The sequence below is a fragment of the Methylomicrobium lacus genome, from assembly GCF_041897535.1.
In the GTDB taxonomy this organism is placed as follows: domain Bacteria; phylum Pseudomonadota; class Gammaproteobacteria; order Methylococcales; family Methylomonadaceae; genus Methylomicrobium; species Methylomicrobium lacus_A.
On sequence record NZ_CP169217.1, the window covers coordinates 3,906,597 to 3,929,873 of the forward strand.

A 23,277-nucleotide genomic window follows, 5' to 3' on the forward strand; every position below is an offset into this window, starting at 1 on the left:
GGCGGCGTTTTGCTTCCCGCCTTTTAAGAGGCCGTCCTACGCTGCCGCGTTCAACTGCTTCACACAATCCGCAATTAGCCGCGGCCCCTGATAAATCAGGCCGCTGTAAATCTGTACCAGGCTGGCGCCGGCCGCGATTTTCTCAGCCGCATCCTCCCCGCTTAAAATCCCTCCCGCCGCGATGATCGGACAGCGGCCGTTCAATTCCGCCGCCAGCGCGCGCACGACATGCGTGGATTTTTCCTTGACCGGCGCGCCGCTCAAGCCGCCCGCCTCGGAAGCCAGGGGGTGTCCTGCGATTTTGTCCCGGTCCAGCGTGGTGTTGGTCGCGATCACGCCGTCGATCGCAAAGCCGACCAAAAGCCGAGCGATTTGCATGATGTCTTCATCATTCAAATCGGGCGCGATTTTGACGACGATTGGCACGTAGCGCAGGTGGGTCTCGGCCAGTTTGAATTGCTCTTCTTTCAAGGCCGACAGCAAGTTTTTCAATTCGTCGCCTTGCTGCAACTGGCGCAGATTCTTCGTGTTCGGCGAGGAAATATTGATCGTGACATAGCTGGCCGAGGCATAGACCTTGCGGAATCCTATCAGATAATCGTCGGTCGCCCGCTCGATCGGCGTGTCGAAATTCTTGCCGATGTTGATGCCGAGAATGCCCTGGTAATCGGCCTGGCGGACCTGTTCGAGCAGATGGTCCACGCCCAGATTGTTGAAGCCCATCCTATTAATGATCGCCTGGTGTTCTGGCAGCCTGAACAAGCGCGGCTTCGGATTGCCGGGCTGCGGCCGCGGCGTGACCGTGCCGATTTCGATGAAACCGAAGCCGAGCGCGGCCAGGGCATCGATATGGTCGCCGTTCTTGTCGAGGCCGGCCGCGAGTCCGACCGGGTTTTTGAAGGTCAGCCCCATCACCTCGACCGGCTCGGCCTTGATTTCGGGATAAAGCCAGCGGCCGATGGCCGAGGCGGAGGCCATGTCGAGCAGTTTCAGCGTGACGCCATGTGCGGCTTCAGGATTCAGCTTGAAAAGTAAGGGACGCAATAAAGGATAAAGATTCATGCGGTAGAAATGGTGTTAATGCAAACTGGAAAATTGATAAGGTTCCGGGGCGACGCGCGGCGTGCGCTCCAGGATCAGGTCGGCCAACAGTTCGGCCGAAGCCGGACCCATCGCCAGGCCGTTTCTGAAATGGCCGGCGTTGATGAAAAGATTCTCAATTTCGGGGTGGCGGCCGATATAGGGGACGCCATGCTCGGTGCCCGGCCTGAGTCCCGCCCAGTGTTTGATGATCGGGAATTGTTTCAGCTTGGGCATCAGCGCGAATGCGAAATCTTTCAGTTGGTCATACACTTCGGCCGACGGCGTTTTGTCGAATTGATCGTGCTCGACCGAACTGCCGGCCAGAATCTTGCCGTCGCGGCGCGGAATCAGATAACGGTCCTGATCGAGCACCATGTGGGTCAGCGTATCCGGTTGCGCTTCGATCAGCAGCATTTGGCCCTTGACCGGCGCGATGACCGGCGCATGGGTCGCCGGTTGTCCCGGAAATAAACGCGAGAAGAGTTGACCGGTCCAGGCGCCGGCGCTGACGACCAGCTGCTCAACCGGAAACCTGCCTTGCGTGGTGTCGATCGTGCTAATCCGGCCTTGCTGCAGCGATGTCGTCAGCAGTTCGCAATCCTCGATGATCTTGATGCCTTTGTTGATCAGATCCTGCCTGAGCGACTTGACCAGCCGGGGATTGCGTGCCTGGGCAATATCGGGCAGCCAGAGCGGATGGTCGGTCTCCGTGTGCAGATCATTGAAAAACGCCTGCCCGGGCGTTTCGTAACGCATCGCATAATGCTCGCACCAATCGATGGCGGCTTGCAGATCGGGATTTTTTACGATCAGCAAACCGCAAGGCGTCCATTCGGGATCCAGTTGGGTTTCCTTGAGTAGTTGTTCGGCCAGCAAGGGATATAAGGCGTGGCTGCGGATCACCAGCCGGGAAATCGCATGCGGCTGCCGCCACGGGTATAAAGGCAGCAAAATGCCGCCGCCCGCCCAGGAAGATTCCTGGCCGATCCGGTTTTTTTCGATCAGCGTGACGCGGGCGCCGGCCCGATGCAGTTCTCTGGCGGTTAAAAGGCCGATGATGCCGCCGCCGATCAGGGTAATGTCAGAATGTTGGGTCATGATAAATTGAAAAAGCCGGAATGGGGCCGTGTGCTTGTCGATTTAGGAATATCAGGTAATAAATGTGGGGAGTAGAGGCTTCATGCTGAAAAACAGGCTAATTTATCATGATATTGATCTTTCGGTTTGTGTATTTGGTGTGGTTACTGAGGGGGGTGTTGGTAATAAAACCTGCCCGCCGCCGATAGGGCCGCGCTGCGATTTTGCCGCCTTTTGTGTCGCATTTTTTTATTTTTTTGTTGTTGTAAAATAGCAACATTTTGATGTTTTCTGATCGTCAAAGGTTTATTAACAATTGCTTTTTTAGCCAATAAATCGGTTGGAGGAATCTTTTATTAGGTTGTTGTCGGCATGAAAAACTTGCCAAAAAGGTGTTGTTTTACGCTTACAATGGTTATGTTTTTTTTGGTATTGTATTGTAAGTTTTTGTTTATAAATAAAAAATAATATTTAAAAAAATATCGCAAACACTTGTAATGGGCCGATATTATTGCTATTATTAGCTCCGTGAAATACGCTTTGTTGTTTCAAAGCAAAATTTTGTAAAATAACAACCTCATGAGGGGGATCAAATGAGCAAGAAAATTCATACACCCTGCGCAATCGCTGCAGCGGCTTTGGCCTTGGCGGGCGTTGCCTCCGCTCCAGAGGCTCTGGCGGCTTCGAAAGCAGAGCGCGTAGCTGAAGCTGCGAGCAACAAAGCGGACGCTCTGGAAGCGCAATTGCAGGCAATGCAAAACGAAATAAACAGCCTGCGCGCCGCGGCCGCTCAGCCTACTTGCAACAACTGTGAAAAAGTTCAGGAACTGGATCAGTGGATGCAGCAAGTCAAGTCCGCGCCAGTCAAGGTCGAAACCAAGGATAACATGGTTTTCTTCCGCGGCGGTTATGGACATAACAACCGTAAAAGAGGCGGCACCTTGGATCCTTCCGGTGATGGCCTGAATAATAATGGTGCCATTGTTGGTCCGATCACCGATCAGGACGCGTGGTATTTCGGCGCCGGTTTTGATTTCAGCGTGAATGATGATCTGTTCGGTTTGATGGACGGCACTGAGGTTTTGGCTGAATTGTTGATCGACTATCGTGAGCTGGGAACAAGAAAGGCTAATGGATTATCTTATCAAGAAGCTGCGGCTGTTGATTTGCCTACGGCCAACACTCAGACAGCGACCGTCAATCAGTTGTCTATCGCTGCTTCGCCAAAGATCAAATTCTTGAAGGGCAGCAAGTTCAGACCGTGGATTGTTCCTGTCGGATTTGAATTGGCTGTTATCAGTCCTCCATCCGATGCGATTACCGTTTTGAATCCAGGCATGCAATTCGGTGCGGGTGCGGATTATAACGTGTGGAAAAATATCTATGTCGGCGCGGATGCTCGTTGGCACCAAGCGCTTGGCAAGGTTGACGGCGTTGATACCAATGGCGTTACCGCCGGCGGTTATATCGGTTTAGGTTTCTAAGAAACCCTGGATCTACCGTCCAAAGAGGAGGGCTAATCAAGCCCTCCTTTTTTTTGCCTAAAATATTTGCCGATTGAGATCGTGAAGGCGCCGGCATTCCTAAAAAGGATGGACGGGTCAATATCCCGTCCAGTACCGGATCAAACCAGTTTTTGCACGGCCTTTAACGCCAAAGGTGTCAATTCCTTGCCGTCTTGCTGGCAATAAGCAATGATTTGCTGCCGCATTCTGGGGTCCCATGATCTTTTAATGTGATTTTTGACGCCTTCGGCCGCGAGTTCCTTGTCGCTTTCGGAGTTGAAAAATTCGCTAATGTCGTTAGCCATTTTGATCAGTTTTTCGATATGCATCGGTAAATTTTCAGGTAATCAGAGTCGGATAGGTAAGGTGGGTCAGGCGCTCCGGATGGCTGTAGACGACATGCTGGTCGTCGCGGGCGAAGCCGACCAGCGTGATGCCGGATTCTTCGGCCAGACGGATCGCCAATCCGGTCGGAGCGGACATCGCGGCCAACAGGGTAATGCCGACGCTGGCCGCTTTTTGCACCAGTTCGTAACTGGCGCGGCTGGTCATGATCAGGAAGCCTTCGGCCGGATTTTTGCGGAGCCGCAGCAACAAGCCGATCAGTTTATCGAGCGCATTGTGACGGCCGACATCTTCGCGGACGTATTGAATGCCTTGTCCCGGTACGATCCAGGCGGCTGCATGTACCGCGCCGGTCAATTGATTCAGTTTTTGCAGTTCTCGAATTTCGTTCAGCGCCGCGAACAGTTCCGCAGCCGGCAGTTGCAAATTGCCGCAGACCGCTTTGGTGTCGCGTACGGCCTGTTGCAATGTGGTCGCGCCGCACAGCCCGCAGCCGGTACGGCCGGTCAGATTGCGGCCTTTGCCGGCCATCTTTTCAAAACGCGCTTCGGGAATCTTGATGCGCGCCTCGATGCCGTTCGAGCGGTTATACACATGCACCGACAGCAGTTCGGAAGGATCCTGAATGATACCTTCGGTGATGCTGAAGCCGAGCGCGAAATCCTCGATATTGGCCGGGGTCATCAGCATCACCACATGCGGTTCGCCGTTATAGACCAACGAAACCGGCACCTCTTCGGCAATATAGTCCTGCTGGATGCTATGCTGCTGCCCGCGCCAGCGCTCGACCCGTCCAAGCTGGTAACTTGGCCAGCCGAGTTCGGGTGAGAGCGGCTGCATTACGACATTGGCCATGGCTATTCCTTGGCGAGGAATTCCAGTTGTTCTTCGGAAAATGCCTGATAGTTTTGTTGCCATTCCGAAGGTTGACCGACTTTGGCGACCTGCACCGCGGTGACCTTGTATTCCGGGCAGTTGGTTGCCCAGTCCGAATTGTCGGTCGTGATCACGTTCGCACCGGATTCCGGGAAGTGGAAGGTCGTATAAACGACGCCAGGTTGCACCCGGTCGGAGATCAATGCCCGCAGCACGGTCTCGCCGGCGCGGCTCTTGATGCCGACCCAGTCGCCATCCTTGAGGCCTCTATCTTCCGCGTCATGCGGATGGATTTCGAGGCGGTCTTCGGCATGCCAGGCGACGTTGTCGGTACGGCGGGTTTGCGCGCCGACATTGTATTGCGACAAAATCCGGCCGGTGGTCAAAATCAACGGGAACATCCGGGTCGTGCGCTCGTGCGTCGCGACATATTCGGTCAGCATGAACAGGCCCTTGCCGTTGTCGCGCATGAAATGCTGTTCGTGCATCGTCGGCGTGCCTTCGGGCGCGTCCGCATTGCATGGCCACTGGATGCTGCCGAGGCGATCGATCTTTGCATAGCTGACGCCGGCAAAGGTCGGGGTCAGTCTTGCGATTTCGTCCATGATCTCGGACGGATGGCTGTAATTCATCGGATAGCCGATCGCATTGGACAGCATCTGGGTGACTTCCCAGTCTTCGTAGCCGCCTAATGGCGCCATTACCTTGCGTACCGGTGAAATCCGGCGTTCGGCATTCGTGAAGGTGCCGCTCTTTTCGAGGAAGGACGAGCCGGGCAGGAAGACGTGCGCGAATTTCGCGGTTTCGTTCAGGAACAAATCCTGCACGATCACGCATTCCATCGAACGCAAGGCGTGATGGACATGCTGGATGTCCGGATCGGATTGCGCAATGTCTTCGCCTTCGACATACAGGCCCATGAAGCTGCCGTCGGATGCCGCATCGAACATGTTCGGAATGCGCAGGCCGGGCTCGCCTTGCAGCGTGACGCCCCAGTTTTGTTCGAACAGATGGCGGGTCGCATCGTCAGAAACATGGCGGTAGCCTGGGAATTCATGCGGGAACGAGCCCATGTCGCAGGAACCTTGTACGTTGTTCTGGCCGCGCAATGGGTTTACGCCCACGCCTTCGCGGCCCAGATTGCCTGTCGCCATCGCGAGGTTCGCGATGCCGATGACCGTGGTCGAACCCTGGCTGTGTTCGGTGACGCCGAGGCCATAATAGATCGCGCCATTGCCGGCGCTCGCATAAAGGCGAGCTGCGGCGCGGATTTCGCCGGCCGGAACGCCGGTTACCGCCTCGGCCGCTTCCGGCGCATGGCGTTCGTCGGAGATGAAGCGGCGCCATTTGTTGAAGGATTCGAGATCGCAGCGGCTATCGACAAACGCTTCGTCGATGAAGCCTTCGGTGACCACGACATGCGCGAGCGCATTGATCAGCGCAACGTTGGTGCCGGGACGCAATTTCAAATGGTGCGAAGCCTTCACGTGCGGCGATTTGACCAGATCGATCTCGCGCGGATCGACTACGATCAGCTTGGCGCCTTCGCGCAGGCGTTTTTTCATCTGCGAGCCGAAGACCGGATGGCCGTCGGTCGGGTTCGCGCCGATCACCATGATCACGTCGGCTTTCATCACCGAGTCGAAATTCTGGGTGCCGGACGATTCGCCGAAGGTTTGCTTGAGGCCGTAGCCGGTCGGCGAATGGCAGACGCGCGCGCAGGTGTCGACGTTGTTGTTGCCGAAGCCGGCGCGGATCAGCTTCTGCACCAGATAGGTTTCTTCGTTCGTGCAGCGCGACGAGGTGATGCCGCCGATCGAATCGCGGCCGTATTTAGCCTGAATCCGTTTCAGTTCGGAGGCCGCGTAATTGATCGCTTCTTCCCAGCTGACTTCCTGCCAATGGTCCTTGATGCTCTTGCGGATCATAGGCTTGGTGATGCGGTCCTTGTGCGTCGCATAACCGAAGGCGAACCGGCCCTTCACGCAGGAATGGCCGTGGTTGGCTTTGCCGTCCTTGTGCGGCACCATGCGGACCACCTGGTCTCCCTTCATCTCGGCGCGGAACGAACAACCGACGCCGCAGTAGGCGCAGGTCGTCACGACCGCATGCTCGGGCGTGCCTTGCTCGATCACCGATTTTTCGATCAGCGTCGCGGTCGGGCAGGCCTGGACGCAGGCGCCGCAGGACACGCATTCGGAGTCCATGAAGGCCTGGTTCTGGCTTGGCGAGATTTTCGAGTCGAAACCGCGGCCGTCGATCGTCAACGCGAAAGTGCCCTGGGTTTCCTCGCAGGCGCGGACGCAGCGCGAGCAGACGATGCATTTGCTCGGATCGAAAGTGAAATAAGGGTTGCTTTGGTCCTTGACCGCGCCTAAATGATTCTCGCCGAGCGGATTGTAGCGCACTTCGCGCAGGCCCACAGCGCCGGCCATGTCTTGCAGTTCGCAGTCGCCGTTCGCGGCGCAGGTCAGGCAGTCGAGCGGGTGGTCCGAGATATAAAGTTCCATCACGCCGCGGCGGACGTCGGCCAGTTTTTTGTTCTGGGTCGTGACCACCATGCCTTCGCCGACCGGGGTCGTGCAGGACGCCGGCATGCCGCGCGCGCCCTTGATTTCGACCACGCACAAGCGGCACGAACCGAACGGTTCGAGGCTGTCGGTCGCGCACAGCTTCGGAATATCGATGCCGATGCTGGCCGCCGCGCGCAGCACCGAAGTCCCGGCCGGGGCGGTCACCTGGAAGCCGTCAATTTCCAGATTGACGAGTTGTTCGGATTGTCTGGCGGGGGTGCCAAAATCTTTTTCTTTATCGAGCGACATAACGAATACCTCTTGATCTGGTTCAGGCCGCGTCGGCTTGGCCGGCGATGCCGAAATCTTCCGGGAAATGGTTCAGCGCGCTGAGTACCGGATAGGGCGTCATGCCGCCCAAAGCGCACAGGGAGCCGTTCAGCAGCGTGTTGCAAAGATCGCGCAGCAGCGGCACGTTTTTCGCAAGATCGCGTCCTTCGATGATGTCGGTGATCACTTCGACGCCGCGGGTCGAGCCGATACGGCATGGCGTGCATTTGCCGCAGGATTCGATCTTGCAGAATTCCATGCTGTAGCGCGCCATGTCCGCCATATCGACCGTGTCGTCGAACGCGACGACGCCGCCGTGGCCGAGAACGGCCCAGATCGCCGCGAACGCTTCGTAATCGAGCGGCGTATCGAATTGCGATTCGGGCATGTAAGCGCCCAAGGGGCCGCCGACCTGCACCGCCTTGATCGGCCGGCCGCTCGCCGAGCCGCCGCCGTAATCGTAGAGCAGTTCGCGCAGCGTCATGCCGAAGGCGATTTCGACCAGGCCCGGATATTTGATGTTGCCGGCCAGCTGCAATGGCAAGGTGCCGCGTGAACGTCCCATGCCGTAATCGCGGTAGAATTCGCCGCCCTTGTCCAGGATGATCGGCACCGAAGCCAGCGAGATCACATTGTTCACGATCGTCGGTTTGCCGAACAGGCCCTTGATCGCGGGCAGCGGCGGCTTGAAGCGGACCAGCCCGCGTTTGCCTTCGAGGCTTTCCATCAAGGATGTTTCCTCGCCGCAGATGTAGGCGCCGGCACCGAGGCGGACTTCCAGATCGAATTTCTTGCCGCTGCCGAGAATCTTGTCGCCGAGGTAACCTGCCGCATAAGCCTTTTGGATCGCCGCATTCAGCGCCTTATGCGCGTGCGGATATTCGACGCGCAGATAGATATAGCCCTGCGTCGCGCCGACTGCGATGCCTGCGATCGTCATGCCTTCGATCAGCACGAACGGATCGCCTTCCATCACCATCCGGTCGGAGAAGGTGCCGGAGTCGCCTTCGTCGGCGTTGCAGATGATGTATTTTTGCTCCGACGGCGTGTTCAGCACCGTACTCCATTTGATGCCGGTCGGGAACGCCGCGCCGCCGCGGCCTCTGAGGCCCGAGTCGGTGACCTGTTTGACGATATCCGCGCCGCTCATCCCCAACGCATTTTTCAGGCCGCGATAGCCGTCGTGGGCGATGTAATCGTCGAGGCTGACAGGATCGGTGATACCGATGCGCTGGAAGGTCAGGCGCTGTTGGTTCTTCAGATAAGGCAGTTCTTCGATCAGTCCCAATGACAAGGCATGCTGGCCTCCGGCTACAAAATTCGCGTCGAAGAGGCCTGCAACGTCCTTGACCTGAACGGGACCGTAAGCGATGCGGCCGTTCGGCGTCTCGACTTCGAGCAAGGGCTCCAGCCAGAACAATCCGCGCGAACCGTTGCGGACCAATTTGATTTGCATGCCGCGCTTTTCGGCTTCCTGCTTGACGGCGGCCGCGACGCGATCGGCGCCCAACGAGACGGCGGCGGCATCGCCCGGAATATAAACGGTATGGATCATGCCGATGCCTCCTCTGCATTGATTACGCTGTCGAATAATTCGGCGCTGGCGTGGCCGTAGAGTTCTTCGCCGATCTGCATCGACGGCGATACGGAGCACAGGCCGAGGCAATAAACCGGTTCGAGAGAAAAAGCGCCGTCTGCGGTCGTCTCGTGATAGTCGATGCCGAGCTTGTTTTTGACATGCGCTTCCAGGGCCTTAGCGCCCTTCGCCTGACACGATTCGGCGCGACAGAGATGCACCGTGGTCTTGCCGGGCGGCGTTTCGCGAAAATAATGGTAAAAACTGATCACGCCGTGTACTTCGGCGCGGGAAAGATTCAGCGCCTTGGCGATGGCGGGAACGGTTTCGGCAGGAATGTAACCGAGCTTGTCCTGGATCCCGTGCAGGATCGGCAACAGCGCGCCGGGCAGGTCTTTCAGACTGGCGATGATGTCTTGCACTATAGTGTCGATAGCGCCGGATTCTCTCATGTTTCTCTCTCTCGCTAAAGGGTTGGACCGCTTGCATGGCGGTTCTCCGCAATGCGCGTCCAATGGTAGCTTTCCAGCTTAACATAAGACTTTAGCATTGTAAAAAAAACATAAATATGACATTGATTGTGTGTTTTTTACTCAATTCCTCTCGATGATTCGTACTTTACGCACATTTTTATGATAAAAATGGCAAATAGCATTTGAAGGCCGGGGCGGGGCTCGCCCCCGGGGGCAGGCGGCGTTTTAGGGTAGGGGACTGGAAAGCGGGTGAATCTTGAAAACCCGCATTTCCGAGAGGGGTGAATCTAGCCGGCGAAGCGGATGATTCCGTTTACCAGCCGCTCCAGGGCGGCATCGAGCTGCGCTTGATCGAGCATGCCATACGAAATGCGTAAATAACAGCCGTGGCTCAATCCAAAGGCGCTGCCCGGAATCGCTGCGACTTTGAAATCGTCGATCAGCGTTTTGGCCAGTTCCAGGTCGCTTTTATCGGTATGGATTTTGATCAATAGGTAGAAAGCGCCTTCAGGTTCCGGGATTTCGCAAAGTCCCTTCAAAGGCTGCAATCGGCTGATCACCTGTTCGCGTTTTTTTGCCAGTTCCGGCAACTGGTGTTTGCAATATTCGGAGCCGATTTCCAAGGCGCCGGCAGCGGCAATCTGGCTGATCAGCGGCGGACAGATCAGGTTGGTGTCCTGGACTTTCAGCAGCGATGGCGTCAGCGCCTCCGGGAAGACCATGTAGCCGATGCGCCAGCTTGCAAAGCCGTAGGCTTTCGACAGCGAATAGAGCGAAACGGTGTGTCGTTCCGCGCCAGGAATCGAGCCGGGCGAAAAATGCCGGGCCTCGCCATAGGTGAAATATTCGTAGGCCTCGTCGCTGATATGGTACAGGCCGAAGTCGCGGCAGAGCGCGTTGACCGCGCGCAGCGCGGCCTCGGGGTAGACCACGCCGCTCGGGTTGTTCGGCGAAATGGTTACGATCGCGCGGGTTTTGGCGCTGATCGCCGCGCGCAGGCGGGAGAGGTCCAGTTGATAGGCACTGTCGGTCGGTATGCCGACCGGCGTGCAGCCCAGCATGCGGACAGCCATTTCCTGGTTGAAATAATAGGGCAGCGGCAGGATGATCTCGTCGCCGGGATCGGCGATCGCGAGCAGGGCGTTCAAAAATGCCATGTTCGAGCCGGCGGTGACCATCACCTCGACGCCGGCGGCCGCATCGATGCGGTTTTCATGGCGCAGTTTTTCCCGTATCAATGCCAACAGCGCGGGATGGCCGAAGGCCGAACCATAAAGGTGCTGCTCCGCTTGCTGGCCGAAATCGCGGATCGCGGCCAGGGCGGAGGCGGGCGGCGAATAGGCCACCATGCCTTGGCCGAGCGAGAGCGTGCCGGGGGTGTTGCGGGTCCAGGCGCCGACGACCGGAATGATCGGCGCCTGCACCGCGGCGAGGCGCCGGCTGATGCTTGGGGCTGCGGGTGCGGTCATTTGGGGCGGTGCGGCTTTAGCGTTCACTTTGCTCCTCGAGTGCGGTCAGTTCGGTCATCGTATTCAGGTTGGTGAAGATGTTCGGCGTCGCGCTGAAATCGGCCAGCACGAGCCGATGTTGTTCGAGCCAGCGGTCGATCCGGCGTTCGCCGCCGGCCAGATAGGCTTGCAGGCTGTCTTTTAAACGGGTCTTCAGCGCGAGAAAAACCGGGTGCAGACGCTCGCCGTCGTGCGCGGCGGCGATATCCGCATCGCATTCGGCGCGCGCCGCGAGCAGTTTCCGCACATGCTCGGGTTTGAGCAAGGGCGAGTCGCAGGGCAAGACGACCAGCACTTCGGCCTGGGTATGCCGCATCGCGGTCAGGATACCGGCCAAGGGACCGTCGAAGCTGGCGCTTTGATCCGGCACGACCGGCGGGCCGAACTCGCGGTAGCGTTCGAGATTGCGGTTCGCGTTGATGATGATGTCGGGTACCGCGCCGGCGAGCGCGTCGATCGCATAACAGACCAGCGGGCGGCCGTGGTACAGAATCAGGCCTTTGTCCTGGTGGTTCATCCGCCGCGCCAGGCCGCCGGCCAGGATGACGCCGGCTACTGTTGCTTGAGTGTTCATAGTGTTAAGCTTTGTCGGTTCTTCACTCTCGTTTTAGCTATGTTTCGATGTCTCGCGGTTTTAATCAGTCTGTTCTGTCTTGCCAGCTGTGCGCTTGTCGGTAGCTCCGCCGAGCCGCCAGGCGAATACGTGCTGTATTATCAGGCCGAAACGCAGAAGCCTTATGAGGAGGTGCTCGATGAACTGAAAAGCGCGATCGCGGAAAACAATTTCAGGATAACAGCACACAGCCGTGTCGGTAAAGTGATCCGCGAGCGCGGCGACAAAGATTTTCCGGACTTCGACACGATCCAGTTCTGCAATTTGACCCATGCCCGCACGATGTTGTTGATCGCGCCGGAAGCGATCAAATATATGCCGTGCAACGTGGTGATGTATCAGCGTAACGGCAAGACGATCGTCAGGACCCATTTGTTGCCGACCGATTCGGACAATCCCGAATTGAACCGCTTTTTCGAGGAGATGAACGAAAAATTGAAGGCGATCGTCGATTTTGCGGTCGAGGAATAGCTATTGTCCACGAAAAGCACGAAAGCCACGAAAAATTACATTAACAAATCCCGTTTTCGTGCTTTTCGTGTCTTTCGTGGACATTGATCGTGAGCTGATTAGATCCGGGATTCGGGCTTGCCGATCAGGCTGCCTTGAACCAGATCGATGTTCAGCGCTTTGAGCGTTTTCCGCACGCCGTCATTTTCGACGCATTTCGCCACCGTGAGTTTGCCGAAGGTGTGGGCGACGCCGGCCAAGGCTTTCACAAACATCAGATCCTCCTGATTTTGATCGATCTGCCGGATCAGCGTGCCGCCGATTTTCACATAATCGATCGGCAGATGCTTCAGGTAGTAAAAGGAGGAAAAGCTGACGCCGAAATTATCCAGGGCGACGCCGCAGCCCAGGGTCTTGAATTGCTCGATCAATACTTCCGCCTGTGCATAATGCGCTTCGGTAGCGGCTTCGGGAATCTCGAAAATGATTTTGGCGGGGCTGATGCCGTAGTGGCCAAACAAATAGACTGCATCATCGTAAAAACCGGCGTCTTCTAAAATCTTGCCGCTCAGGTTTAGCGACAAACGGCAATCTTTATCCTGCCGTCCGGCATCGTGCAGGGTCTGCAGCGCCTTTTTGAGGGCGATGCGGTCAATTTTTCCGGCCAGCCCGAGTTCTTCGGCATGATGGAGGAAAGTCTCCGGCAGCAGCAAGGGACCGTCGTCTTGCGGCAGGCGCAGCAGGCATTCGTGATGATGCAGTTCGGACGATTTGCCGTGCAGTACCGGCTGATATTGGAGCACGAATTGATCCTGTGCAATCGCCTGTTCGAGCCGGTGCCGAGAACTCAGCATGCGCTCGATCTTGAGTCGCCCCTCCTTGTTCAGTTGCCAGCAATGGAAGCTGCCGGGGCCTGCGATCTTGGCTTGCAGCCTCGCCGCATCCGCATTCGCATACAGGTCGTTTGGCGTCAGCCCATGCTCGGGATACACCGAAATGCCGATATGCGTACCGAGCGGATAGCTCGTTCCGGCATGATGGAAGGGCGATGCCTGGATAATCTGATCGAGCTTGAGTGCAATAGCGGCAAGATCATCGGTTTTGGCATGGGAAACCAGCAGCGCGAAGACGTTGTCGGTGATCCGGCTGAGCCTGTCGTCAGCGCGCAAATCGTCTTTCAGCCGGCGGGCAACCCAGGCCAGCATCATTTCGCCAGCCCGCTGGCCGTGGGTGTCAATGATTTCCTGATAGTGGTCCACGTCGAACAGGAACACCGCGAGCAGATGATCGTAGCGCCGGGCCGAGGCCAGCGCGACGGCCAGTTCGTCGCGGAACTGTTGATGGCCGGGGAGGCCGGTGACCGGGTCATTGATCGACATGGTCAGAATTTTTTGTTCGTACAGCGTGCGTTCGCTGTTATCGACGCCGATGGTCAGGACCACCGCTTCCTCCGGGTTGTTTGACGGATTGAACAGCGTATGCAGCCAGGAAATGCTGCGGGTTTTGCCGGATTCTGAAATCAGTTGCCCTTCGACCTGCAATTGGCCGGTGATTTCTCCCGCTCTGAGCTGGCTCAGCTTTTTATGATGCGACCATTCGGATTCCGGAATCAATAAATCGAAGATTTTGCCCTTGAGCGAATGTTCTTCCCGGCCCAGTTCCTGAGACCCTGTCTGATTGATGGTCAGGATGATGCCGTTCAGTTTTTGCGTCAGGATGATGATCGGCGCGGTATCGATCAATTGCCGGACGAAATCGCGTTCGGTTGCCAGTTCCCGGCTTTTTTCGATCAATTTCAAGGTATTGATCCGCACTTCCTGTTCCAGCGCTTCCAGATGCAGAGCCAGGGTCAGCGCGGTTTGATGCAATTGGTCCAGTTCGTCGAAATCGGACGTCGTTGTGTTTTTGGTCGCGATGCGTTCGCGGAACTGTTGATACTGATGCCCGGCCAGCAGCGGCAGCGCTTTGGAAAGCGCGGATACGCGCGAGAAGGTGTAATGCAGCAACAGCGGCAGCAGCAGCAGAGAGCCGAGCAGGCTGACCACGCCGTATAGCCAGATTTTTTGGATATCCTCGTGCAGGCGTTTGTCAAGGGCGGTGATGTCCTCGATAAACAAAAACAGCCGCTCCGGGTTGCCATTGTCCTGGACGGGTGTGAGCCCGACTTCATAGGTGGCGCCTTGCAGATAAATCGTCTGGTTGTGTTCGAGTAACTCGGCAAGAGAAACCTGCCGGGCGATATGTTCGTACAGCTTTTTGTTGTTATCGAGTAACGTGAGACCCGCCAGCCGATAGGGCCAGGGATGGCCCGGTGTTTCCCGCAACGCGTCATCCGGGAATAGAATGCCGATGTCGGAACCGGTTGCCCGTCTGTATTTGATCATGATGTCGGCAAACGAGCGGGTGATGCCGTAGGCTCCGGCAGTTTGAGTTTTGCCGATGATCGGTACGACGACCTGCTGAAAGCAAGTGTCCGTACAAACGATACGGTGCTCCGGCATTTCGGAACTTAATGCTTTGCTGGCGGAGGTAGGGTCGGGAAGCGATGGATTTCCCCAGGACTTGACCTTGGCGCCGCGGGGGTCAAAAAAAACGAGATTCTCAATGCCCCAACTCAGTTGCCATTGCGTCCACTTTTCATCGAGTGTCGCAAACGAGACGGCTTGCCGGTTTTTGTCGAGGGGGGGCGGTTCTCCTAACAGTGGCAGCATTTCCGCGAGTTGTTCGAGCACCATAAACGAATCATCGGTCAGCGCTCTTGCCATGTTGATATGGTTGAGATGTTCATTGCGGAGTGTGGCGTCGAAATCTTCGGTCGCATGCTGATAGGCGAAATAGGAAAATAGGCTGTGCATCAGCAGAAACACGCCTCCGAACAGGAGAGAAAGTTTCCAGCGCAAACTGACAAAAAAGGGAGCGTTCGACATGGCCGGTTAAAAACGAAAAGAGAGTTGCAAACCGTATATATCCCAGTCTTGCGTGGTTTGGAGACGATCCGGATTATCCGCCTGCGGCAGCCATAATGTGCCGTGCACGCGGTGGTATTCGCCGCGCAGCATCCAGCTATCGTTGATGTCCCAGCGCAGTCCCGCCGTCCAGTCCTGGGCATAGCCGGCGTGCGGGGGCAGGCCGATTCGTTCCAGCCCGACGCCGCGGCGGTTGTCGGTGTTGCCATTGATCATATCGTAGCGCAAGGTAAATTGCCATTTGGGCAAAAATCGATAACTGCCTTCGAGATACCAGCTTTCGGTCGCAAAGCGCCGGTCGGGCAGCGTTCCATAGCCGGAGGTCACATTATGGCGGTAGTTGTATTCTGCGGTCAGCGTCAATTTTTCGCCGTTGTATTGTGCGGAAAACATCAGCGGGCGCACATAGGATGTGCCGGCGCCGAATCTATCGCCTACTTCCGGATGGTAGTCGAGAGCCAGGTCTGCGTAACTGACCGCGAAAATATATTCACCGTCGTTCAGTTCATAACTCAGCTGGGTCACGACGGTCGGTCTGGCCGAAAATTCGCCCATCGCATAAGGTCCGAGCAGAATCGAGCGGATTTCCTTATTATCGCCCAATGGCACGACATAATTGAACTTAAAGATAAAATCGCCGTAATCGGTATGCTCTTCCGCATAGAACGAACCACCATCGCCGGACGTCAGCAGCGAACGTGAACGTTCGAAATACATGCCTTGCGGCAGCAGGATGGTCGGATGCGTAAACGCGACATCGCGGGTTTCGTTATACAAGCCCAACGGAATTTTGACGCGTCCGCCGCGGAGGCCGATACGGCCCGAGTCATGCTCCCACAGCGTCAAATCGGCTAGCCCATAGTCGACCCGGAAGCTGCCGCGGTCCAGGTCGCCGGCGCGCCGGTACAGCCCCTGGATCGCAAGGTTCAGCCGGTCAGAGGCCTGGTAGGAGGTGTTCAGGCCGACTTCGGTAATGCCGAGGCTGACGCCGTCGTCGCTTTGGCCGAACAGATTGTTGTCCGAGGTGTGGAACAGACTTTGGGCGAGAAAACCATGCACCTGCATTGCCTCAGGCAAATAACCGGCCACACCGGCGCGCGGCAGGCTCGCCAGGGCTGACAGCAAGAGCCCGCTAGTGATAATCGAACAGGCGGATTTTCGCATGGGGCGGTTTTTTATTGACATAGCCGATCGCATTCGGCGTGTTCATGATCTTTTCGATCATCTCTCGTTCCGAGTCGAGCTCAATCGGCGCGATGCCGGTGCCGGTATAGGTCATCCGGTCCCAGACGCGTCTGAATTGATGCGGATACATGTGCAGAGTATTCTTGACAAAGTCTTTATGGATCGGATCGTCGTCGGCGAGGGTAAACACCTTGATTGGCTCGCCATTAGGCCATAGTCTCTGGCGCATTGCAAAAATTGCGCGCGCATCGTCACGCGAATAGCGTTTGGCGGGCACCGAATCATTCACGATGATGACCGCCGCGCGGGCGGCGATCGGGTACAAGCTCAGGCAACACCAGACGATGGCCGAGACCCAAAGAGCCTTGATGCCCTGATGCCAATGCCGCAACTTAGAGGTTCCCTGCGTGATCGGTGACCGCTACTTTGATACCTAGGTCATCCGGTCGGGACAGCCTTGTTTCTAGCGGCATTATTCTGTTTGTTGGCTTAATCTGATGGCTCACAGTTTCTGCCAACGCAGGCGGTTCGCATTGCTGACCACGGTCAGCGACGACATCGCCATCGCCGCGCCCGCGATCATCGGGTTCAGCAGAATGCCGGCGAACGGGTACAGCAGGCCGGCCGCCACCGGAATGCTGATCGTGTTGTAGAAAAAGGCGCCGAACAGGTTTTGTTTGATGTTTTTGACGGTCAGCTGCGACAGCCGAATCACTTCCGGCACTTTCAACAGCGAGCCTTGCAGGATCACCACGTCCGCGCTTTCGATCGCGACATCGGTGCCGGTGCCGATCGCGATGCCGACGTCGGCCTGCGCGAGCGCCGGCGCATCGTTGATGCCGTCGCCGACCATGCCGACCGTCTCGCCCTGCGCTTGCAATTCCTTGACCACGGCCGCCTTATCCTGCGGCAGCACTTGCGCCCTGACTTCGGTAATGCCGGCCTGTTGCGCGATCGCCTGGGCGGTGATCGGATTGTCGCCGGTCACCATCAGCACCCGGATGCCGAGTTCGCGCAGCCTTTGCACCGCGGCCGCCGAATCGGCCTTGATCGGGTCGGCGACCGAGATGATGCCAGCGAGTTTTTGATCGACCGCGAGCAGCATCGGGGTTTGCCCTTCCGCGCACAGTTTTTCGAGGCGTCTGGTATGGTGCGCGATGTCGATCCGTTCTTGTTCGATCAAGGCCCGGTTGCCGAACACGACACGGCGGCCGTCGAGAGTGGCTTCGACGCCGTGGCCCGCGATCGCTTTAAATTGGGTGGTTTTTTGCGGCTGGATAGACTTTTCTTCGGCCGCCGCCAAGACGGCCGCCGCCAACGGATGTTCGGAGCCGGCCTCAAGGCTGGCCGAAAGTTGCAGCACCTCGGTTTCGGAAAAGTTGCCGAAGCCTTCGATCGATACGACCTTCGGCTTGCCCTGGGTGACCGTGCCGGTCTTGTCCAGAATCATGCAGCTCAGCTTGCCGGCCGACTGCAAGGCATCGCCCTTGCGGATCAGGATGCCGGTTTGCGCGGCCTTGCCGACCGCGACCATCACCGAGATCGGCGTCGCAAGTCCCAGCGCGCAAGGGCAGGCGATCACCAGCACGGTCATCGAGGTCACGAAGGCGTAGCCGAGGGACGGTTCGGGACCGAAAGCGTACCAAAGCAGAAAGGTGAATATCGACAACGAAATCACCGACGGCACGAACACCGCCGAAATCCTGTCGGCCAGACGGGCGATCTCCGGCTTGCTGTTCTGCGCCTGGCGCACGCTGTGAATGATTTGCGCGAGCGCGGTGTCGCGGCCGATACGGGTCGCCTTGAACAGGAAACTGCCGCTTTGGTTCATCGTGCCGGCGGCGACTTCGGAGCCCGCCGTTTTTTCGACCGGCATCGGTTCGCCGGTCAGCATCGATTCATCGACGTTCGAATGGCCTTCGATCAGGACGCCGTCGACCGCGATTTTTTCGCCGGGACGAACCCTGAGCGTCTCGCCGAGGCCGACTTCCTCGATCGGCACGTCGAGTTCGGCGCCGTTTCGCACCACCCGGGCCGTGCGCGGCTGCAGGCCGATCAATTGGCGGATCGCCGAAGACGTCTTGCCACGCGCCATCGTTTCGAGGCCGGAGCCCAGGTTGATGAACGCCAGGATCACGACCGCGGCTTCGAAATAGGCATGCTTGGCCAAGGAGGGCAGGCTGCCGAAATATTCGATCACGATGCAGGAATAGATCCAGGCCGCGCCGGTGCCGACCGCGATCAGGGTATCCATGTTCGCTTGTCCGGACTGCATGGCCTTCAGCGCGCCTTGGTAGATGTGAGCGCCCGAATAGACCAGCACGACCAGGGTCAGCACCGCGACTTCCGGCCAGAACCAGCGGCCGGTTGCAGAGCCCATGTCCGGCAGCCAGCCGGCATATTCGAGCCCCATCAGCAAGGCGCCGAAGCTGCCGGCGACCGCGGCTTTTTTCAACAGCCTCCGGTAGCGCGCCAGTTCCTGTTGTTCCTGTTCGGCCGGGTCCTCGAAACCTTCCATCACGGCCGCTTCGTAACCGGCGTCCTTGACCGCCTTGATCAACTGTTCGGGATCGACCTGTCCTGTCACGGTCGCGGAATGATCCGCAAAATTGACGCTGACCTCGGTCACGCCGGGCACTTCGGTCAGCGCGCTTTCGACGACGCTGACGCAACCGGCGCAGCTCATGCCCAATATCGACAAACGCAGTTCGTCTGACTTTTCTTCTTTGCTCATGGCTACTCTCCGGCGCTCAATTAGGGTTTATTCGACCGTAAAACCGGCCTCGGCGATCGCTGCTTTGATCGCTGCCAAGTCGGTCTTCGCCGCGTCATAGTCGACGCCGACTTTCTTTTCCTTGCTCGAGGCGGTGACCGCGTGCACGCCGTCGATCGCGCCGAGCTTAGTTTTTACGTTCGACTCGCAGCCGCCGCATTTCATTCCGGTTACCGTCAACTCAATTGATTCTGCCATGGTGATTATCCTATTTCACAAAATTCGGGTTTTATATCATACTCGACTGAAACCGGACAATCATGATATAAATGAAACAAGGAAGAGTGGGCGCGGCTTACTTGGCTTGGTGAATCACCTTTGTGCAAATCATGGAACTCAAAACACTAACGAACCAAACGATCGCACTGGCGGGAGTCGCGCAGGCGGCGGCGCTGGTGCAGCAGCTGGCGACACGGGGAACGTGCGATCAGGAGGCGCTGACGGCCAGCATCGGCAGCCTCCTGAAAATCGATTCGGCCAGCGTGCTGGATGTTTACGGCGGCCTGGACGGATTGAAGCTCGGGCTCAAGGAATTGCAGAAGCAAATGACCGGTTATAGGATCGACAATCCCGAACAGGCCCGCTACGCGGCCACCCTGGTTTTTCTGGAACGGCAACTGTCGTCGCGCAAGGATTTGCTCGCGTCGATCCGCCTCGGCGTCGAGAAGGCCCAGGCGCAAAGCGAGCATTTCGGTTTGCTGCATGAAAACGTGCTGGCCAATCTCGGCGAGGTCTATCACAGCACGGTCAGCACCTTGCAGCCCCGCATCATGGTCAACGGCGAGCAGGCCTATCTGTCCAGGCCCGATACCGTGAACAAGATCAGGGCCCTGCTGCTGGCCGGCATCCGCTCGGTGATCCTGTGGAAGCAATGCGGCGGTGCCCGTTGGAAATTCATTTTCTACCGCAAGAAGATGCAGCAAGAATTGGAAAGCCTGCTGAAGCAGGTTTGATGCCGCGATGACCGTGCTTGTCGAAGCCAATCATCTGTCCCGTTATTACGGCGGCCACTGCGCGGTCGATGGTGTCGATTTTACGCTGAAGCAGGGCGAAGTGCTGGGATTTCTCGGGCCGAACGGCGCCGGCAAGACCACCACGATGCAGATGCTGTGCGGCAACCTGGCGCCGAGCACCGGGCAAGTCCGGATCAACGGCATCGATCTGCTCGACCGGCCGAAAGAAGCCAAGCGCCATCTGGGCTATCTGCCCGATACCCCGCCTTTATACCGGGAGTTGACGGTCAACGAGTTTTTGGCTTATTGCGCCGAACTGCACGGTGTCGATAAAACAAGCATTCCCGCCGCGGTCAAACGGGCGAGGGAGCGCTGCGGCCTCGACGAAATGCAGGAGCGCCTGATCGGCAATCTTTCGAAGGGCTATCAACAGCGCACCGGCATCGCCCAGGCGATTTTGCACAATCCGAAGGTGATCATCCTCGACGAGCCGACGGTCGGTCTCGATCCCTTGCAAATCCGCGAAATCAGGGCGCTGATCCGGGAGCTCGGCCGGGAGCACGGCATCATCCTGTCGACCCATATCCTGACCGAAGTCGAGGAATCCTGCACGCATGTGCAGATCATCCAGCAGGGGCGGTTGATCCTGCGGGAAACGATCGCCGGCTTGCAGCGGCAGATGCACAGCTGCACCCTGGAAGTGACTACCCGCATGCCGGCCGATCTGAAGACGCTGTCGGCCTTGCCCGGCGTGTTGTCGGTCGAGCCTTTGGCCGGCAATCGTCTCTACGTGCATCACGGTGTCGATCACAATCCCGCCAAGCAGATCGCCGAGCTGATCGTCGCCTCCGGTTGGGGGCTCGAAGAACTCGCGCCGGTCAAAAAATCGCTCGAAGACGTGTTCATTCAATTGACTCGGGAGACGGGAGGGCTGCCGGGATGAAAATGGTTTTCACGATCGCCGCCCGCGAATTCAAGTCGTTGTTTTTGTCGCCGCTGGCCTGGACGCTGCTCGCGATTTTGCAGGTGATACTGGCCTTTCTGTTTCTGACCCAGGTCGAAACCTTCAACATGCTGCAGCCGAAACTGGCCGGACTCGACAACGCGCCGGGTCTGACCGACATCGTCGTGACGCCGTTGTTCGGCAATGCCGGCATCATTCTGCTCTTGGTCACGCCGCTGCTGACGATGCGCTTGGTCACCGAGGAGCGCCGGAATAAAACGCTCGCGCTGCTGTTGTCCGCGCCGATTTCGAATTTTGACATCGTGGCCGGCAAATATCTCGGCGTGGTCGGCCTGTTGTTGATCACGGTCGTGCTGACCGCGTTGATGCCCTTGTCCCTGCTGGTCGGAGGTGATCTGGATCTGGGTAAATTCGCCGCGAATCTGTTGGCGCTGACGCTGTTGGCTGCCGCCTTCGCGGCGGCAGGGCTCTATACCTCCTGCATCGCCGGACACCCGACGATCGCGGCGATCAGCGCCTTCGGCTTGCTGCTCTTGCTGTGGATTCTGGACTGGAGCGCCGGCATGGGAGAGCAGCGCGCCTATCTCTTCGAGTATCTGTCGATATTGCGCCATTTTCAGAACATTCAGAGCGGCCTGATCAGCACCACCGACATCGTTTATTTTCTGCTGTTCATCGTCCTATTCATCGTGCTGAGTATCCGCCGCCTCGATTACGACCGCCTGCAAAAATGAAACTGACGCGCCATGTGCATCAACAAATCCGCCTGAAAAACCGGCTGTCGACGGGGGTCTTGCTTTGCGCTTTAGGCGCTGCGGCCTGGTTGACCGAGCGTTATGCTTACCAGGCCGATTGGACCCAGACCCGCTCGAATACCTTGTCGCCGGCGACGCAAAAGTTGTTGCAGGCCATGCCGGGAAAGGTCGCTATCACCGCCTACATCAAAAGCGGCCTGCCGATCCGCCTGCAAATCGCGCATTTGGTAGACCGTTACACCCACCTGAAGCCCGACCTGAAACTGGACTTCATCGATCCGAACCATGCGCCGGAAAAAGCCCGCGAGCTGAATATCGGCGAGGAAGGCCTGGTCGTGGTCGAGTATCAGGGGCGCAGCGAAAAACTGAGCTTTATCGACGAGGCGACGCTGACCAATGCCTTGCTGCAACTGTCGCATGCGGAAGACCGCTGGGTCACCTTCCTGACCGGGCATGGCGAACGTTCGCCGGAAAGCGAGGCCAATTTCGACCTGAACCGTTTCGGCAAGGAACTGACGCGCCGCAGTATCAATGCGCAAACGGTCAATCTGGCGAGGCTACCCGAGATCCCGAACAACTCCGCGCTGCTGGTGATCGCCTCGCCGACGGTTGCCTTGTTGCCCGGCGAAATCGAGATCGTGAAGCAATACCTTCAGCGCGGCGGCAACCTCTTGCTGCTGGCCGATCCCGGCAATCAGGCGCTGGACTTTATCTGGCCCGCGCTCGGCATCCATCCCTTGCCCGGTCAGATCGTGGACAAGGCCGCCAAGCAGGCCGGCATTGACGACCCGAGCTTCGTGATCGTCAGCGACTACAACCACCATCCGATCACCCGCAACTTCCAGACGCTGTCGGTCTATCCCGCCGCGGCCGGCTTCGACATCGACGCGGATAGCGCCTACGAAAGCGTCCCGCTGCTGAACAGCGGCGTCGAGTCCTGGACCGAAACCGGGCCCTTGACCGGCACGATCCGTTTCGAGGCGGACGGCGCCGAAAAACAGGGCCCGATCACGCTGGGCTACGCGCTGACGCGGAACCTGGACGCTAACACCCAGCAGCGCATCGTCGTGGTCGGCGACGGCGATTTTCTCGCGAACACCTATATCGGCAATGCCGGCAATCTGGACATGGGGCTCAGGATCGTCAACTGGCTGATCCACGACGACCGCTTCATCGACATTCCGGCCAAAACCGCCCCAGACCGGAGCCTGAAACTGACGACGGTCAGCATTTCGGTGATCGGCTTCGGTTTCCTGATCGTGCTGCCGCTTTGCCTGCTCGGCACCGGCTTTGTAGTCTGGCGCCGGCGCAGGCGGCGGTGAAACGTTGTTG

Annotated in this window: 20 protein-coding genes; 6 read left to right on the plus strand and 14 right to left on the minus strand. The window is 57.8% G+C overall.

Features of this window, described 5'->3' with window-relative positions:
- Positions 1 to 36: 36 nt before the first annotated feature.
- A complete protein-coding gene (locus ACEPPP_RS17505) occupies positions 37 to 1,062 on the minus strand; it encodes a quinone-dependent dihydroorotate dehydrogenase (RefSeq protein ID WP_374088648.1) in 1,026 nt (341 codons plus the stop codon).
- A gap of 15 nt (positions 1,063 to 1,077) precedes the next feature.
- Entirely contained in the window at positions 1,078 to 2,181 is a 1,104-nt protein-coding gene (gene thiO / locus ACEPPP_RS17510; RefSeq protein ID WP_374088649.1) for a glycine oxidase ThiO, read from the minus strand.
- 572 nt (positions 2,182 to 2,753) lie between these two features.
- On the opposite strand from thiO, the gene ACEPPP_RS17515 reads away from it, so the two are divergent.
- The gene (locus ACEPPP_RS17515) at positions 2,754 to 3,644 is read left to right on the plus strand and encodes a porin family protein (protein WP_374088650.1); all 891 of its coding nucleotides are present in this window, start codon (positions 2,754 to 2,756) and stop codon (positions 3,642 to 3,644) included.
- A gap of 140 nt (positions 3,645 to 3,784) precedes the next feature.
- Here ACEPPP_RS17515 and ACEPPP_RS17520 read toward each other — a convergent pair whose 3' ends face one another.
- From ACEPPP_RS17520 to mobA, 7 genes are all read right to left on the minus strand, one after another.
- Entirely contained in the window at positions 3,785 to 3,994 is a 210-nt protein-coding gene (locus ACEPPP_RS17520) for a formate dehydrogenase subunit delta (protein ID WP_374088651.1), read from the minus strand.
- Between the two features lie 10 nt (positions 3,995 to 4,004).
- The gene (gene fdhD, locus ACEPPP_RS17525; protein WP_374088652.1) at positions 4,005 to 4,865 is read right to left on the minus strand and encodes a formate dehydrogenase accessory sulfurtransferase FdhD; all 861 of its coding nucleotides are present in this window, start codon (positions 4,863 to 4,865) and stop codon (positions 4,005 to 4,007) included.
- A gap of 2 nt (positions 4,866 to 4,867) precedes the next feature.
- Entirely contained in the window at positions 4,868 to 7,708 is a 2,841-nt protein-coding gene (gene fdhF / locus ACEPPP_RS17530) for a formate dehydrogenase subunit alpha (protein ID WP_374088653.1), read from the minus strand.
- A gap of 22 nt (positions 7,709 to 7,730) precedes the next feature.
- Entirely contained in the window at positions 7,731 to 9,284 is a 1,554-nt protein-coding gene (locus tag ACEPPP_RS17535; RefSeq protein ID WP_374088654.1) for a formate dehydrogenase beta subunit, read from the minus strand.
- Positions 9,281 to 9,757 carry a formate dehydrogenase subunit gamma gene (locus ACEPPP_RS17540; protein ID WP_374088655.1) on the minus strand — a complete coding sequence of 159 codons (477 nt, stop codon included), beginning with the start codon at positions 9,755 to 9,757 and terminating at the stop codon, positions 9,281 to 9,283. The genes ACEPPP_RS17535 and ACEPPP_RS17540 overlap by 4 nt, the downstream gene beginning before the upstream one ends.
- 308 nt (positions 9,758 to 10,065) lie before the next feature.
- Positions 10,066 to 11,247, minus strand: a complete 1,182-nt coding sequence (locus ACEPPP_RS17545) for a pyridoxal phosphate-dependent aminotransferase (RefSeq protein ID WP_374088656.1) — start codon at positions 11,245 to 11,247, stop codon at positions 10,066 to 10,068.
- 16 nt (positions 11,248 to 11,263) lie between these two features.
- Positions 11,264 to 11,860, minus strand: a complete 597-nt coding sequence (gene mobA, locus ACEPPP_RS17550; RefSeq protein ID WP_374088657.1) for a molybdenum cofactor guanylyltransferase MobA — start codon at positions 11,858 to 11,860, stop codon at positions 11,264 to 11,266.
- Positions 11,861 to 11,899: 39 nt separating this feature from the next.
- Between mobA and ACEPPP_RS17555 the strand changes: the two genes are divergently transcribed.
- Complete coding sequence (locus tag ACEPPP_RS17555) at positions 11,900 to 12,370, plus strand: DUF302 domain-containing protein (RefSeq protein ID WP_374088658.1); 471 nt, start codon at positions 11,900 to 11,902, stop codon at positions 12,368 to 12,370.
- A 98-nt stretch (positions 12,371 to 12,468) separates the two neighbouring features.
- Here ACEPPP_RS17555 and ACEPPP_RS17560 read toward each other — a convergent pair whose 3' ends face one another.
- From ACEPPP_RS17560 to ACEPPP_RS17580, 5 genes are all read right to left on the minus strand, one after another.
- Positions 12,469 to 15,276 (minus strand): EAL domain-containing protein, encoded by a 2,808-nt coding sequence (locus tag ACEPPP_RS17560; protein WP_374088659.1) that lies wholly within the window; start codon positions 15,274 to 15,276, stop codon positions 12,469 to 12,471.
- Between the two features lie 6 nt (positions 15,277 to 15,282).
- Positions 15,283 to 16,479 carry a hypothetical protein gene (locus ACEPPP_RS17565; protein ID WP_374088660.1) on the minus strand — a complete coding sequence of 399 codons (1,197 nt, stop codon included), beginning with the start codon at positions 16,477 to 16,479 and terminating at the stop codon, positions 15,283 to 15,285.
- Complete coding sequence (locus tag ACEPPP_RS17570; RefSeq protein ID WP_374088661.1) at positions 16,448 to 16,891, minus strand: hypothetical protein; 444 nt, start codon at positions 16,889 to 16,891, stop codon at positions 16,448 to 16,450. The genes ACEPPP_RS17565 and ACEPPP_RS17570 overlap by 32 nt, the downstream gene beginning before the upstream one ends.
- 111 nt (positions 16,892 to 17,002) lie before the next feature.
- On the minus strand, positions 17,003 to 19,234 hold the full coding sequence (locus ACEPPP_RS17575; RefSeq protein WP_374088662.1) for a heavy metal translocating P-type ATPase: 2,232 nt from the start codon (positions 19,232 to 19,234) through the stop codon (positions 17,003 to 17,005).
- Positions 19,235 to 19,261: 27 nt separating this feature from the next.
- Entirely contained in the window at positions 19,262 to 19,471 is a 210-nt protein-coding gene (locus tag ACEPPP_RS17580; protein WP_374088663.1) for a heavy-metal-associated domain-containing protein, read from the minus strand.
- A 131-nt stretch (positions 19,472 to 19,602) separates the two neighbouring features.
- Here ACEPPP_RS17580 and hflD point away from each other — a divergent pair, with 131 nt between their 5' ends.
- Genes hflD through ACEPPP_RS17600 form a run of 4 tightly spaced genes read left to right on the plus strand, consistent with a single transcriptional unit; the run spans position 19,603 to position 23,267 of the window.
- On the plus strand, positions 19,603 to 20,226 hold the full coding sequence (gene hflD, locus ACEPPP_RS17585) for a high frequency lysogenization protein HflD (RefSeq protein WP_374088664.1): 624 nt from the start codon (positions 19,603 to 19,605) through the stop codon (positions 20,224 to 20,226).
- 7 nt (positions 20,227 to 20,233) lie between these two features.
- Entirely contained in the window at positions 20,234 to 21,169 is a 936-nt protein-coding gene (locus ACEPPP_RS17590) for an ABC transporter ATP-binding protein (protein ID WP_374088665.1), read from the plus strand.
- Positions 21,170 to 21,171: 2 nt separating this feature from the next.
- The gene (locus tag ACEPPP_RS17595; protein ID WP_374090941.1) at positions 21,172 to 21,924 is read left to right on the plus strand and encodes an ABC transporter permease subunit; all 753 of its coding nucleotides are present in this window, start codon (positions 21,172 to 21,174) and stop codon (positions 21,922 to 21,924) included.
- Complete coding sequence (locus ACEPPP_RS17600) at positions 21,921 to 23,267, plus strand: GldG family protein (RefSeq protein WP_374088666.1); 1,347 nt, start codon at positions 21,921 to 21,923, stop codon at positions 23,265 to 23,267. Before ACEPPP_RS17595 ends, ACEPPP_RS17600 begins: the two co-directional genes overlap by 4 nt.
- The last annotated feature ends 10 nt before the right edge of the window (positions 23,268 to 23,277 follow it).